General features: G+C 46.8%; 14 protein-coding genes. 1 reads left to right on the forward strand and 13 read right to left on the reverse strand.

The window, feature by feature from the left end; all coding sequences use genetic code 11:
- Positions 1-1530, reverse strand: a 1530-nt coding sequence (gene relA, locus AACQ21_RS08870; protein ID WP_105977633.1) for a GTP diphosphokinase, incomplete at its 3' end; no start/stop codon positions are given.
- 63 nt (positions 1531-1593) lie between these two features.
- On the reverse strand, positions 1594-2916 hold the full coding sequence (rlmD, locus tag AACQ21_RS08875) for a 23S rRNA (uracil(1939)-C(5))-methyltransferase RlmD (RefSeq protein ID WP_105977634.1): 1323 nt from the start codon (positions 2914-2916) through the stop codon (positions 1594-1596).
- A 183-nt stretch (positions 2917-3099) separates the two neighbouring features.
- Here rlmD and barA point away from each other — a divergent pair, with 183 nt between their 5' ends.
- On the forward strand, positions 3100-5880 hold the full coding sequence (gene barA / locus AACQ21_RS08880; RefSeq protein ID WP_105977635.1) for a two-component sensor histidine kinase BarA: 2781 nt from the start codon (positions 3100-3102) through the stop codon (positions 5878-5880).
- A 93-nt stretch (positions 5881-5973) separates the two neighbouring features.
- On the opposite strand, the gene acpS is transcribed toward barA, so the two are convergent.
- From acpS to rpoE, 11 genes are all read right to left on the reverse strand, one after another.
- Positions 5974-6354: a holo-ACP synthase gene (acpS, locus tag AACQ21_RS08885; protein WP_105977636.1), complete on the reverse strand. Its 381-nt coding sequence runs from the start codon at positions 6352-6354 to the stop codon at positions 5974-5976.
- A gap of 9 nt (positions 6355-6363) precedes the next feature.
- Positions 6364-7095 (reverse strand): pyridoxine 5'-phosphate synthase, encoded by a 732-nt coding sequence (pdxJ, locus tag AACQ21_RS08890; protein ID WP_013856034.1) that lies wholly within the window; start codon positions 7093-7095, stop codon positions 6364-6366.
- Positions 7092-7820: a DNA repair protein RecO gene (recO, locus tag AACQ21_RS08895; protein WP_041769075.1), complete on the reverse strand. Its 729-nt coding sequence runs from the start codon at positions 7818-7820 to the stop codon at positions 7092-7094. Before recO ends, pdxJ begins: the two co-directional genes overlap by 4 nt.
- 47 nt (positions 7821-7867) lie before the next feature.
- Positions 7868-8842, reverse strand: a complete 975-nt coding sequence (era, locus tag AACQ21_RS08900) for a GTPase Era (RefSeq protein ID WP_010319802.1) — start codon at positions 8840-8842, stop codon at positions 7868-7870.
- Positions 8835-9512, reverse strand: coding sequence for a ribonuclease III (gene rnc, locus AACQ21_RS08905; protein ID WP_010319803.1), 678 nt, complete (start codon positions 9510-9512; stop codon positions 8835-8837). The genes era and rnc overlap by 8 nt, the downstream gene beginning before the upstream one ends.
- 36 nt (positions 9513-9548) lie before the next feature.
- The gene (lepB, locus tag AACQ21_RS08910; protein WP_013856032.1) at positions 9549-10445 is read right to left on the reverse strand and encodes a signal peptidase I; all 897 of its coding nucleotides are present in this window, start codon (positions 10443-10445) and stop codon (positions 9549-9551) included.
- A gap of 93 nt (positions 10446-10538) precedes the next feature.
- Positions 10539-12332, reverse strand: coding sequence for a translation elongation factor 4 (gene lepA / locus AACQ21_RS08915; RefSeq protein WP_026027281.1), 1794 nt, complete (start codon positions 12330-12332; stop codon positions 10539-10541).
- A gap of 112 nt (positions 12333-12444) precedes the next feature.
- Entirely contained in the window at positions 12445-12915 is a 471-nt protein-coding gene (locus AACQ21_RS08920; protein ID WP_017046485.1) for a SoxR reducing system RseC family protein, read from the reverse strand.
- Positions 12912-13892 carry a sigma-E factor regulatory protein RseB gene (gene rseB, locus AACQ21_RS08925; RefSeq protein WP_017050475.1) on the reverse strand — a complete coding sequence of 327 codons (981 nt, stop codon included), beginning with the start codon at positions 13890-13892 and terminating at the stop codon, positions 12912-12914. Before rseB ends, AACQ21_RS08920 begins: the two co-directional genes overlap by 4 nt.
- Complete coding sequence (locus tag AACQ21_RS08930) at positions 13889-14512, reverse strand: sigma-E factor negative regulatory protein (RefSeq protein ID WP_017046484.1); 624 nt, start codon at positions 14510-14512, stop codon at positions 13889-13891. The genes rseB and AACQ21_RS08930 overlap by 4 nt, the downstream gene beginning before the upstream one ends.
- A 34-nt stretch (positions 14513-14546) precedes the next feature.
- The gene (gene rpoE, locus AACQ21_RS08935) at positions 14547-15119 is read right to left on the reverse strand and encodes an RNA polymerase sigma factor RpoE (RefSeq protein WP_026027282.1); all 573 of its coding nucleotides are present in this window, start codon (positions 15117-15119) and stop codon (positions 14547-14549) included.
- Between the last annotated feature and the right edge of the window lie 183 nt (positions 15120-15302).

The raw sequence follows: 15302 nt of genomic DNA on the forward strand, positions 1-15302 counted from the left end.
TTCGAGGATCTCTCGTCCGGCTTCAAGGTTTTTCTCGCGGCCTTGTTTACGGAACCAAGCGTTAATCTTGGCGCGCGCACGGCCTGAATGAACAAACCCCGTTGCTGGATTTAGCCAATCACGCGACGGATTCGGCTCTTTCTGAGTGATGATTTCGACTTGATCACCCATAGATAATTTATGAGTAAATGGAACAATACGACCCGCGACTTTGGCACCGATGCAGCGATGCCCCACTTCAGAGTGAATATGGTAGGCAAAATCGAGCGGCGTGGCTCCCATGGGTAAATCAACCACATCACCACGAGGTGTAAAGGCGTAAACGCGATCATCAAACACCTGGCTACGCAGCTCGTCGATCATCTCACCCGAATCAGACATCTCTTCTTGCCAATCAAGAAGCTTACGCAACCAAGTAATTTTCTCATCGTAACCGCTGCGGGCAACCGTTGCGCCCTCTTTATATTTCCAGTGCGCAGCAACCCCAAGTTCAGACTCTTCATGCATCTGCTTAGTACGAATTTGAATTTCGATGGTTTTGCCTTCTGGCCCTAAAATCACCGTATGAATGGATTGATAGCCATTCGGTTTCGGATTAGCAACGTAATCATCAAATTCGCTAGGCAGGTGTTTGTATTTGGTATGAACAACGCCCAAGGCGGCGTAACAGTCTTGCAGTTGATCAGCAATAATGCGAACCGCACGCACATCAAACAGTTCATCGAAAGCCAACCCTTTCTTCTGCATTTTGCGCCAGATGCTATAGATGTGTTTCGGACGGCCACTCACTTCGGCATTGATATGAGAAAGCTTCATCTCGGCGCGCAGATCTTCGACAAAATCGTGAATATATTGTTCGCGCACGATGCGGCGCTCGGAAAGCTGCTTAGCAATTTGTTTATAGGTATCGGACTGCTGGTAGCGAAATGCGTAATCTTCAATTTCCCATTTGAGCTGACCAATGCCCAAGCGGTTTGCTAAAGGGGCATAGATATTGGCGCACTCTTTGGCCGCCACACGGCGAATTTCGTCAGGTTCATCTTTTACTTCACGTAAATTACAAATGCGCTCCGCTAATTTGATCACCACGCAACGAAAATCATCTACCATCGCAAGCAGCATGCGGCGAACGTTATCCACCTGCTCTGAAGCTTCACTGCCTTGCAAGGTGACGTTTAACTGACCAAGTGCCGCCATCTCTTCGACACCATCAATCAGCTTCACTATGCCTTTACCATAGGTCTCTTCTAATACTTCACGGTCAAAAAGCCCACTACTGACGATAGGAAAGAGCTGAGCCGCGACTAAAGTGGCGCGATCCATCGATAAGGTAATCAGGATTTCGATCATTTCACGGCCGCGCCACAGCAGTAGCGGTCCTTTGGCATGACCTTCTAATAACGTTTCACACTGACGGTAGACATCCGTCAGTTTAGAAGCTGTGCTTTTATCTTGATGTAAACTCGCAATCCATTTATCTAGCTCAAACTGTTCGTCTGGATTCAAGTGTGCGCTTCGTACCGCAACCATCTGATTCGTCCTAGTTTTATAGTTTGTGGTATTCGACTAACTTCGACTGAGTTAGTTCTCTGTCTACCGACTTTTTACAAATAGCGCCATTGATTCTAAATGACTGGTGTGTGGAAACATATCCAACATGCCAAGTTTTACCAACTTATAACCTTGGCTGAGTAAACTTTGACTGTCTCTTGCCAGTGTTGCCGGGTTACAAGAAACGTACACCACGCGCTGAGCACCGAGCTTAGCCAATTGGTCGACAATACCTGCCGCCCCGGCTCGCGCTGGGTCGAGTAGTACTTTAGCAAATTTTTGCTTTGCCCACGCTTGCGTTGACATATCTTGTTCCAAATTTGCTTGGTAGAACGTGATATTCTCGATTTGATTGCGCTGCGCGTTTTGTGTCGCTTGCTCAACCATCTCATCCACACCTTCAATGCCCACTACCGATTGAGCGTATTGGGCCATCGGCAAACTAAAGTTCCCTACGCCACAAAATAGGTCCAACACTCGGTCATCATCAGTCAAAGCTAACCATTCCAATGCTTGAGCCACCATTTTTTGGTTTACTTGGCGATTGACTTGAATAAAGTTGGAGGGCAAAAATTCGATAACTGATCCGGTTTCACGGTAGCTTGCCATCTCTCCGTGAAGACGTTCGAGCTGATCGCTTTCTGGCATCACATACAAAGTGAGATGATGCTGCTGAGCAAACGCCAGCAGCGCCGCGTGATCTTCACTTGGCAGCGGCTGAAGATGGCGTAACACCATCACCGCGCCTTGATCACCCAGCACCAATTCAACATGGCCAATCGCTTGCTGAGATTTAAATTGCGTTAACAGCGCTTGGATAGGTGTAAGTAGCGTGTTGAGTTGTGGTTCTAGCACTGGGCAGTCCGTCACGTTAACGATTTGCTTGCTCTGCTTTTTGCGAAAGCCAAATTGCAGCTGTTGCTGCTTTTTGTCCCACAACACGCTGATGCGGGCGCGGCGGCGATAGCCTTTATCGGCGCAACTTATTGCGGGGCTCAATGCCAACGTTTGACCGGCGAATTTACTCATCAATTGCGAGAGTGTTTGCTCTTTGTGCGCCACTTGCGCACTGTGCTCTAAATGCTGCAGATCGCAACCACCACATTGACCGTAATGGCGACAAAATGGCGTCACGCGTTGTTCACTGGCCGTTAAGACTTTAATCAACTGACCGCGAGAGTATTTACTTTTGCTTTCAGTTAGCTGCATCAGCACTTGCTCACCGGGCAGCGTGCCATCAACAAAAAGCAGTTTATTGTGTTGATAAGCGATACCAGAACCTTGATGATCAAGACGTTCAATCAATACCGTTTGATGTTTTGTTTCTAATTGCGCTTTCTTTTTCGGTTGGAAAAAACGTGCCATGCTCTGTGCCTAAGTAAAATTAAATCGATGTTTTTTGCCCTAGCGTCACTATTTAGTGCGGGGATGATTGTCGAACTTACTCGACTTGATTAAGCTAGCCGTCAATTAAACGATTTTCGTACAGGCTTGCTCATCAAATTGCGGTCTATTTTCCCATATCCACACCACGATGTTTAGACAATAATGACCAGATATGGCTTACGCGCGCGCGTTATTACTTTAACCTTAGCTCCAACCTTAATTATCGGCTTGTTGCTCAGTGCTTTTTTCTCATTCAATCGCTACCATGATCTGGAAAAACAGGTGATCAATGCGGGGGCAAGCATCATTGAGCCCTTGGCCATTGCTAGTGAAGACGCCTTAAAAAACCAAAGCCGTGAGTCGGTGCGCCGTATTATCAGCTACGCGCATCGGAAAAACTCTAAATTTGTCCGCAGTATTGCGGTATTTGACGCCAACCACGAACTGTTTGTCACCTCGAACTTCCACCCTAACTTTGAAAGCTTAACTTATCCAAAAGAGAAACCCATTCCGGTTTTAAGCAGCTCAAATCTCACCGAGAACACTTTAATACTGCGCACGCCAATTTTGGCTGAAAACCGTCTAACCGAAGGCATAAATGCCAATACATCAACGCCTGCGCTCGGCTATATCGCGATTGAGTTGGATCTCTCTTCATTGCGTTTACAACAGTATCAAGAGGTCTTTTCCGCCTTTTTAGTGCTTGCGCTTGGGCTAGGTTTATCGGGAATGTTCGCATTCCGGCTCCTGCACGATGTGACTCGCCCTATCTCACACATGAAAAACATGGTGGATAGAATTCGTCGCGGCCACCTTGATGTGCGGATCGAAGGCAAAATGCACGGTGAGTTAGATTCGCTCAAAAAAGGGATCAACGCGATGGCGGTGTCGCTATCGGAATATCACGTCGAAATGCAGCACAGTATCGACCAAGCCACCTCGGATTTGCGAGAAACCTTAGAGCAGTTAGAGATCCAAAACGTTGAATTGGACATTGCCAAAAAACGCGCCCAAGAAGCCGCGCGCATAAAATCAGAATTTCTTGCCAACATGTCCCATGAGCTGCGCACGCCGCTTAACGGTGTCATTGGCTTCACCCGCCAAATGCTCAAAACCCAGTTGACTAATAGCCAAGCAGATTACTTACAAACCATTGAAAAATCAGCCAATAACTTATTGAACATCATCAATGACATTTTGGATTTCTCCAAGCTAGAAGCCGGTAAGTTAGCGCTGGAAAATATTCCGTTCGAGTTTCAAGAGAGTTTGGAAGAGGTGGTTAACCTCCAAGCGACCAGTGCGCATGAAAAAGGATTGGAAATCACTCTTAAAGTGGATCAAAAAATCCCAGCAGGCTTGGTAGGTGACCCACTTCGTATCCAACAGGTGTTGACCAACCTTGTCGGTAACTCGATTAAGTTCACCGAACGTGGCAACATCGACATCAGTGTTGAATTGCGCTCACAACGCGACAATGTGGTTGAGCTGCAATTTATGGTGCGCGACACCGGCATTGGTATTTCAGAGCGCCAACAAGCACAGCTGTTCCAAGCCTTTAGCCAAGCCGATGCCAGTATTTCTCGTCGCTACGGCGGCACTGGGCTTGGTTTGGTTATTACTCAAAAATTGGTCAGCCACATGGGCGGCGAAATTAGCCTCACCAGCCGTCTTCACCAAGGTTCCACTTTCTGGTTTACGCTGCGTCTCAATACCACTGAAATGCCGATGAGTGACTGGCTTGACCCACATATTTTGAGCAATAAACAATTGTTGCTCGTTGAGCCCAATATGCAAGCGGCCTCTATCGTTCAGCAAATGTTGGTGCAGGCAGGGTTGAGCGTCACATATCGAGCGGTGATGCCAGAAGAAACGGATCGCTTCGATTATGTATTACTCAATTTAGCCCCAAGTAGAGAGACTGATTTAGATTTGGTTGAGCAGTGGGTCACAAAGGCTATTCAGCTTGCCGACAACGTGATTATCGGTACACCAAGTACCGAGCTCGCACTATCCGATTATTTAATGCAGCATCATCCAGTGCAGTGCATTACCAAGCCACTGTCACGTAAAAAATTGCTGCAACTGTTAATCGCGCACCAACCAGTACAGCCTGCCATTCAAGATCTACCGATCACACTCGATACACTGCCCCTGAAGGTAATGGCGGTGGATGATAACCCTGCCAACCTCAAACTGATCATGGCCCTGCTGCAAGAACGTGTTGAAACCGTCATTGCTTGCACGAATGGCCAAGAAGCGGTCGAACAAGCAAGCCGCCAGAAATTTGATATGATTTTGATGGACATCCAAATGCCACAGATGGATGGGGTCACCGCTTGCCAGGAAATTAAGAAAACGGTACTCAATCACCAAACGCCCGTGATTGCGGTAACGGCTCATGCCATGATCGGAGAGCGCGATCGTCTGCTGAAAGAAGGAATGGATGATTACCTCACTAAGCCAATTGAAGAGCACATATTGCAGCAAGTGTTAGCACACTGGAACCCCTACGCCAACCGTAAACAGTTGGAGAAATTACAACTCACAGAACAAGTTATACCGTCGCCGTCACAGGAAGCTGAGCAGCCTAATCACACCATTATCATTGACTGGCAAAGTGCACTTAAACAATCAGCCAACAAGGAAGATTTGGCCAAAGAGCTGCTACAGATGCTAGTTGATTCGATTCCGCAGGTGAACCAAGTCGTCAGTATGGCGTTGGAAGACGATGAATACCCTACACAAGATCTACTGCACCATATTCATAAACTGCACGGCAGTTGCTCATACAGTGGCGTACCCCGCTTGAAAAAAGTGTGCGCGGCGCTCGAACAGGCATTGCGCTCAGGCAAATCCATCAGCGATGTCGAACCGGAGTTATTTGAATTACAAGATGAGATGGACAAAGTAATCGCCACCGCTAAACCGTATTTAAGCGAATGAGCAATTTAACCCAAGAGACAATTTAACCGAATGAAAAAAGGGGCTTGCCGCTCAGCAGTATTTGCTCGTCAGCAAGCAGAGGAGATTGACAGATTAAGACTCTAAAATCACCGTCGCCACCGCATAATGACGCTCATCAGAAATGGTTAGGTGAATGTGATTCACATTGGCTGTGGCAGCCAACTGTTTAGCCTTACCTGATAGTGTTAGCACGGGTTTTCCGTTGGCGTCGTTGGTGACGGTAAAATCCTGAAAGCTAACACCATGCGCAATACCCGTACCAAGCGCTTTAGATGCCGCTTCTTTAGCGGCAAAACGTTTCGCTAAATAGCGCCCTTTTTTCTTGAGCGAATAGAACACAGTCAATTCATCTTGGGTTAGCACCCGCTCGGCAAAAGCATCGCCACTGCGTGACAATGCTTTTTCTATGCGTTCAATTTCCGCAATATCAGTCCCTAAGCCGATAATCGCCATCGGTAGACCTTATTTGCGAGCCGCTTGCATGATGGCTTTCATATCGGCGACCGACTTCTCCAAACCATCAAATACAGCACGCCCGATAATCGAGTGCCCAATGTTGAGTTCGTAAATTTCAGGCAGTGCAGCAATGGCAGCTACGTTGTGGTAAGTCAAACCGTGACCAGCGTTCACCGTAATGCCCAAATCACTTGCATAACTCGCAGCCGCCGCAATTTTCTTTAACTCATCTTGCTGATCCGCTTCGGTTGTTGCATCGGCGTAATGACCAGTATGCAATTCAATAAACGGTGCACCGCAAGTTTTAGCTGCGTTAATCTGCTCACGATCAGCATCAATAAATAGAGAGACTTTGATGCCTGCAGCGGTCAGTTTTTCGGTTGCCGCTTTCACTTTGTCAAGCTGTCCTAATACGTCCAGCCCACCTTCCGTCGTTAGTTCTTCACGCTTTTCAGGCACTAAACACACAAATTCAGGCTGAGTTTGCAGAGCAATATCAATCATTTCGTCGGTAACGGCCATCTCGAGGTTCATTCGAGTTTGCAACGTCTCGCGTAAAATACGCACATCGCGATCCTTGATATGGCGTCGGTCTTCACGTAGGTGAATGGTAATGCCATCGGCTCCGGCACGCTCTGCCATTTCAGCAGCATGCACGGGATCTGGGTATTTAGTACCGCGGGCATTTCGTAACGTGGCGATGTGATCAATATTAACGCCTAAGTAAATTGCGCTCATTTTCCTATACTCCGTATTCTGGAAAAACTAGACATGGGCAGGAAAAGCTCCCTGCTTTTTAAAGGTTTGCCGCCAAGATACGGCTTTAACGCTATGCGTGTAAAGCGTTTTGCCGCTTGAAGCTGCTCTTTACTGACAAAGCGCCGCTCACTAATGGCAATCAACTCATCGCCCATAAACGTGAGGTTATCGCGCCTAACAGAAGCGATAAAACCTTTTTGCTCGCGATAGCGATAAGTCATGCGAGGATCGATGGCTTCTCCCGTTCCGGCGCAATGCAAGAAATCAACGCCATAACCCATTGAAGCTAGCAACGCGAGTTCAAAACGGCGCAGTGCTGGTTCTGGATTTTCACACTGAGCTAACTCGGTGAGTGCATGCAGATAATCATGGAACAGACCTGGGCAAGGCACTTCTTGCGCAAGCACGCGGCCAATCAGCTCATTGACGTACATGGCAGAATAGAGATGAATACCACTGAGCGGTAAGCCAAGGCTAATCGGTTCAGCTTGGCGTAAGGTTTTCATTGAACCGTTGCCTGACCATTTGAGCAATAAGGGGGTAAAAGGTTGCAGTGCACCTTTTAAGTTCGATCGTTTACTGCGTGCGCCTTTGGACATTAAGGTAACGCGGCCATACTCCTCGCTAAACACATCAAGGATTAGGCTTGACTCGCTATAAGGACGTCGATGAAGGACAAAACAGCGCTGTAAACCGTCTGACATATCAGCACTCAAAGGTGAGCGATGTTCTCGCCCACCTCGAATAGAGGTTATAGATCGTCAATATAACCAAGGCTACGAAGAGCACGTTCATCATCTGCCCACCCGGATTTCACTTTCACCCAAGTTTCTAGGTAAACCTTGCGACCAAACAACTCTTCCATGTCTAAACGCGCTTCACGGCCGATGGTTTTGATTTTTTCACCACCTTTGCCGATCACCATTTTTTTCTGGCCGCTGCGTTCAACGAGGATCAACGCGTTAATATGAAAACCATCGGTTTCAGGGTTATAGTCAAAACGTTCAATTTCAACGGTTACTGAATACGGCAGCTCTTCACCAGTAAAGCGCATCAGTTTTTCACGCACAATCTCGGAAGCCATGAAACGCTGTGAGCGATCAGTCACATACTCTTCGGGGAAGTGATGCGTGGCTTGAGGTAAATGCTCACGCACATGTTTGCGCAATACATCGACGTTTTTGCCATGTTTTGCCGCAATCGGCACGACATCAACAAATTCCATCTTCTTCGATAGCTCTAACATGTGCATCATTACATCGTTACGATCTTTCACGTTATCGACTTTATTGACACACAACACTACAGGGAAATTAGCATTGCGTAACTTGTTGAGCACCATTTCATCATCGGCGGTCCACTGAGTGCCATCGACTAAAAACAGCACTAAGTTTACATCACTGAGTGAACTACTTGCCGCACGGTTCATCAAGCGATTAATCGCACGTTTTTCTTCGATGTGTAACCCCGGAGTATCAACGTAAATCGCTTGGTACGGCCCCTCTGTATCGACACCCATAATGCGGTGACGAGTGGTTTGAGGCTTGCGCGATGTGATGGATATCTTTTGTCCCAGTAAGTTATTCAGCAGGGTTGATTTCCCGACATTGGGGCGACCCACAATGGCGATAAAACCACAGTGCTGCTCACCACTTTCCGGAGTTGCTTCATTGCTGTTGGTGTTTGATGCGAAGTACGCATCCAAATCAAATTCGTTATCAGCCATTTGTCAGTTGCTCTAGTGCAATTTCAGCCGCCGATTGTTCAGCTTTACGACGACTGGTGCCTTTACCAATTACAGGCGTTCCCATTCCTGCTACATCACACGATACCGTAAATTCTTGGTTGTGTGCTTCACCTTTAATATTAGTCACTGTGTAGATAGGCAGTTGCTTTCTTCTACCTTGCAGAAACTCTTGTAGGCGAGTTTTTGGGTCTTTTTGCGATACGCCCGGCTCAATGGCGTCAAGGCGCTCTTGATACCAGCTCAAAATAATACGTCGTACTACTTCGGTATCGCTGTCTAAATAAATCGCACCAATGATGGCTTCTACGGCATCAGCAAGGATTGAATCACGGCGGAAACCACCACTTTTCAACTCACCTGGACCTAATTTTAAGTAATCTCCTAGGCAAAATTCTCTGCCCAGTTCAGCCAATGTGTGACCACGCACAAGCGTAGCGCGCATACGACTCATATCCCCTTCGTTAATTTTAGGGAAACGGTGGTACAGCTCATCAGCGATGACAAAACTTAAAATTGAATCGCCCAGAAACTCAAGACGTTCATTGTGCTTACCATTTGCACTGCGATGTGTCAGTGCTAAGGAAATAAACTCGGGATCATTAAATGAATAACCGAGTTTAGTTTCTAATTTACTAATTGGAGAATTCATGCTCTCTCGATGTAGTGATGGCTAGCCAAAGCTAGCCTAGTTAATGCCACCAATGCGGTTAAAACGCACACCAGTTGGGATCCACGAAGGTAAAACGCTATCGGCACCACGTTCAAATTCAAAACTTATCCAAATACCGACCGCTTTACCGACTAAGTTTGCTTCTGGAACAAAGCCCCAGTAACGGCTATCAGCACTGTTGTCACGGTTATCACCCATCACAAAATACTGACCTTGAGGAACAACCCATTCATTAACGCCATGGCGTGGTTGATAAGCATCAACACGATCACGACGCAATGGATTGATCAAAATTTGGTGTTCAACCTGACCTAACTTTTCATTCACTTGAATTAAAGGGATGCCATTTTGGTTGAACTCACTCTCTTCAACATTGGACAGTTTGACCTGTTTACATTCTGTTGAACCTTGAGCTTGAATACAAATCTCTTTGTTGCTGCTATAACGAACTGTATCGCCCGGCATGCCGACCACGCGCTTGATGTAGTCAATGCTTGGTTGCGGCGGGTATTTAAAGACCACGACATCACCACGCTCTGGTTTACCAGTTTCGACCAGTTGAGTACGCCATACTGGGTCTTTCAAACCGTAAGCGTATTTCTCAACTAAGATGAAGTCGCCCACCAGCAACGTTGGCATCATTGAGCCAGATGGAATCTGAAAAGGTTCGTACACAAAAGAGCGTAGCACCAGCACAAAAGCAATCACAGGGAAGATGGAAACACTGTTTTCAATCCACCAAGGTTGCGCGGAAATTTTGGCGCTGAGTTTGTCATCCAAGCCGTTAGTTTGCGCTTCAATAGCGGCCATCTTCTGTTGACGTTTTTTCGCCCACACCAACTTCTCCAGCACCCAAACTATGCCGGTCACTAATGTGACGATCACCAAGATGAGTGAAAATGTATTCGCCATGGAGTTCCCTTATCTAAAAATACGAAAGTGAAAGAGCCGAAACTCTTTCACTTAATGGTGACTGCTGCATGCATAAGAAAGCCAAAGCAATGCTTAATCTTTACCTACGTGCAAAATGGCAAGGAAGGCTTCTTGTGGCAACTCAACATTACCAATTTGCTTCATGCGCTTCTTACCTTCTTTCTGTTTCTTAAGCAGTTTTTTCTTACGGCTAATATCACCACCGTAACATTTCGCCAGTACGTTTTTACGCAGCTGCTTCACGGTTGAACGAGCAATAATGTGGTTACCGATCGCCGCTTGAATCGCAATATCAAACATTTGGCGAGGGATAAACTCTTTCATTTTCTCAACCACTTGACGACCACGCGTTTGCGAATTGTCTTTGTGAGTGATGATGGCTAGCGCATCCACTTTGTCACCATTTAGCAAGATATCCACACGGACCATGCTTGAAGCTTCAAAGCGTTGGAAACCATAATCAAGTGATGCATAACCACGAGAAGTTGACTTCAAGCGGTCAAAGAAATCAAGTACCACTTCGGCCATCGGCACATCATAAGTCAAGGCTACTTGGTTACCGTGATAGACCATATCAACCTGCACGCCACGTTTTTCAACGCACAACATAATGACGTTACCCAAATATTCAGAAGGGGTCAAAATGTTACAACGCGCAATCGGTTCACGAATCTCTTCAATGTCGTTCACCGCAGGCAATTTAGCAGGGCTATCAACATAAAGCATCGTGCCATCGGTCTTCTTAACTTCATAGACTACCGTTGGCGCAGTGGTGATAAGGTCAAGATCGTATTCGCGCTCTAAACGCTCTTGAATAATCTCCATGTGGAGCATACCCAAGAAACCACAACGGAAACCAAAACCAAGGGCGGCCGAACTTTCTGGCTCATAGAATAACGAGGCATCGTTTAGGCTCAGTTTACCTAACGCATCACGAAAGTTTTCGTAATCATCAGAAGAGACAGGGAAAAGCCCCGCATACACCTGCGGTTTCACTTTTTTAAAACCTGGCAATGCTTTTTCACACGGATCTTTCGCGCTGGTCAGAGTATCCCCCACTGGAGCGCCGAGAATGTCTTTAATACCACAAACCACCCAGCCCACTTCACCAGTGTTCAACATGGTTTTGTCGACTTGTTTTGGCGTAAAAATACCTAAACGGTCAATACCCCAAGTTTGGCCTGTGCTCATCACTTTAATCTTGTCATTTTTCTTCAGCGCACCATTTTTCACTCGCACTAAAGAGACAACACCTAAGTAGTTATCAAACCAAGAATCGATGATTAACGCTTGCAGCGGCGCAGCAGGATCGCCCTCAGGAGCCGGAATACCAGAAACGATTTTTTCTAGCACTTCATCCACGCCAAGGCCTGTTTTCGCAGAGCAGCGCACTGCATCAATAGCATCGATGCCGACGATATCTTCAATTTCTTCCGCTACGCGTTCAGGCTCTGCGGCTGGCAAATCAATCTTATTTAGGATTGGGACAACTTCAAGGTCCATTTCAATGGCGGTATAACAGTTAGCCAATGTTTGCGCTTCAACGCCTTGACCAGCATCCACTACCAATAGAGCACCTTCACAGGCAGCTAAAGAACGGGAAACTTCATAAGAAAAGTCAACGTGTCCAGGAGTATCGATAAAGTTGAGCTGGTATGTCTCGCCATCGTTTGCTTTGTAATCGAGCGTCACACTCTGTGCTTTGATGGTGATGCCACGCTCACGCTCAAGGTCCATAGAGTCTAGAACTTGAGATTCCATTTCACGATCACTTAATCCACCACAAACTTGGATCAAACGGTCAGATAGGGTCGACTTACCATGGTCGATGTGGGCGATAATCGAAAAGTTACGAATGTGCTTCATAGATTTGGGATGACTAAACTCTTGAAAAAAGGGACATAAGAAAGCCACATCAAGCGGCGTTTCCATAAAGTTGGCCGATTCTACCCAATTTCGGTAGGGTTCGCATCATAAATTAGGCGATAGGTTCACCAAGGACTCGGACCAAAACCACCTCTTGCTGCGATCGTTTTTCAAGAACCACAGAGCAACGTTTGGCAATTCCGATCCCCAGCGCGATAAAAACAGCGGCCGTGATGATCACGATGCCCTCACCTAAACCGAGCCAAGGGGCCAAGAGGCTCTCACCCAGCCAAGCGCCAAACATCATCATAAAAAGCGGCACCAAATACACTAAGGCTGCCGATTGAAGCAAGCTTTTTTCGGGGAAACCGATTTCAACCGTCTGGCCTTGCTTCACTGGTTTTTTCGTATCGAGTTGCCATAACAGCGCTTTGTTACCAATCGCTTTCGATACGATCCCAGTACCACAGCTTTTGGAGGACGAACAACTGCTGCAACTGGTCTGCTGCTGACAACTGAGTTCAACGTGAAACCCTTTAGCATCAGGTTGAACAGCGGTGACTGTTGCTAGCGCCGTCATCATGGTTTGGTTACCTCTGTTGAGGACGCCGCAGGCTGGACAAACGTCACCGATTGAGCAATGCGCTGCGCCGTTGCCGGTGGAATATCACCGACCACTGAGATTTCATTGTTTCCTTTCACCACACTATGCAAGGTACGGCGGCCTTGACGAACCAGTTGGCCTTTCAGCGAATGGTTGTCACTATCGGAAATATAGACAGAAAAACTAAATAGCCCATCACTGAACATCTGGCTCTCTACCAAACGCTCAGTAATAGCCATACGATAACGGTTAAGCTCTTTGGGTTCAAAGCCTTCAGGTTTCCAACTCACTTGCCAAAAACTTTCCGTAAGGTTGCCTTTCGGTAACGTTAATACCTCGGGTAACTCAACGTCATTTAGCCCTTGCATCGCCTGCGCTAATTTGTCGCTAATGGCGTAAGAGATAGTGCGATATTGCTCAAGCACCTCGCCGTCGCGATCGACTAAATCAGCTCGCAATGGCAAGTTACTGGTTTCATCTACCCACAAAATATAGGAATAGCGTAAGCCATCTTTCGGCACCACTCGCACCACTTGGCAAGCCGTGCCCGCTTCACGTGCACGGCCAACTTTGACGAAATCGTAGTAACGGCCTAATTCAGTGACATTGCTGGTTAGCATCGGAATCGTCGGCGCAACCATAGTGCTTGACTCAATGGTGAACGGTTCTACCCCAGGTTCAATGTAACTCACTTCATTACCACGGCGAATTACTTCACGGATCGGGCCGCTGAGATAAACGAGATGCGCAAATTGCTGATCGCCTTGACTTGCATGACGATACAGCAGTGGATCGATGCTGTTTTTCTTAATCAGAATGTAAGACAGCTCATAATTTAAATGCTGACTGGCCTCGTTCATTTGAAGCAACAAAGCCTCTGCAGGTTGGTCTTCTGCAAAGGCTAATGTAGAGTTCAAACTGAACAGCGCCAGTGCACTGATCAGGAATTTATTCATTCAACTACCGATTCAAGTACATCGTTATGTGGGCTTGCACTTTCACTGTTCAGGCGAAGTTGCAGCTCGTAGTCTTGCAATAATGCGTTTACGCGGCGACGTTGTTCTTGCACGCGGCTTTCGCTGGTTTGGCGCTCTACTGAATCACGCGTTAAGCTCACTGGCTCTGCGCTGCCAGCCAACGGAATGGTTTGCAGTACGGGTAATTGGTCGTTTTGATTCACTCCTGAATCACGGCCACCGTATTGTTGAACACCTAAAATCACCACAAACGACACACACGCAGCAACCGCAACCTGGCCAAATTGGGAAAGCCAAGCCGGTAACTGCCGACGAGCTTGAGCTGGCGTCGGCTGAGACTCACGGCTTGCATCACGAAAATCAATAACCGAAGCAGATTGTAAACGACTGTGTGCGGGTTCGTCATCCAATGCTAACGCAACGCTCTGTGCAATATCCCACTCAGCTCGGACTGGGGCATCTCCACGCATCACATCACCAACCAAATGGTAATTTTTCCACGTTTGCAAACTTTCTTGGTCGAGCTCTAATTCTTGAATGAGCGCTTTATCGACCATTTCCCCATCCATGAGTGCTGAAAGTCTTTCTTTGTCAGCCATTATTTATTCACCATTTTCGTTACCAGTTTGAGCGCTATAAAAGAGGTTTAATCTTCTTTTCTACCGCTTCACGAGCACGGAAGATGCGAGAACGCACCGTTCCTACAGGACAATCCATGACTTCTGCTATTTCCTCGTAACTTAAACCATCCAGTTCACGCAAGGTCATCGCAGTTTTCAAATCTTCAGGCAACGCTTCTATCGCACCAAAAACGACCCGCTGCAATTCTTTCGACAACGTAATGTTCTCAGGGTTCGATATTTCTTTTAATGCGTTGCCACTTTCGTAATATTCAGCATCTTCAGCATCAACATCGCTAGCGGGCGGTCTACGACTTTGGGCTACAATGTGATTCTTAGCGGTATTAACAGCAATACGGTATAGCCAAGTGTAAAAGGCACTCTCTCCGCGAAAACTTGGGATAGCCCGATACGCTTTGATGAACGCTTCTTGTGCGACATCGGCTACATCTCCGGAATTGCTCACATACCGAGAAATAAGGTTGCAGACTTTATTTTGGTACCTTAAAACCAAAAGGTTAAATGCTTGCTTATCTCCACTCTGAACTCGCTCAATCAATACTTGATCGGTCAGCTGCTCGTTCATTCGAGCCTGTACTCCTATTGTTATTCCCCTTACCTTCTCAGATATGGGCATTCATTATGCAAAATGTAGTATTGACACCACCGCTTACATGAGCACTATTGTGACTCAAGGGAGAATAGAAAGTTCCATTCTGTCTAAAAATATTTGCCAAGCATTATTCAATAAATGTGATCTAATTTCACT

The organism is Vibrio sp. V01_P9A10T6 (genome assembly GCF_963877065.1).
In the GTDB taxonomy this organism is placed as follows: Bacteria; Pseudomonadota; Gammaproteobacteria; order Enterobacterales; family Vibrionaceae; genus Vibrio; species Vibrio anguillarum.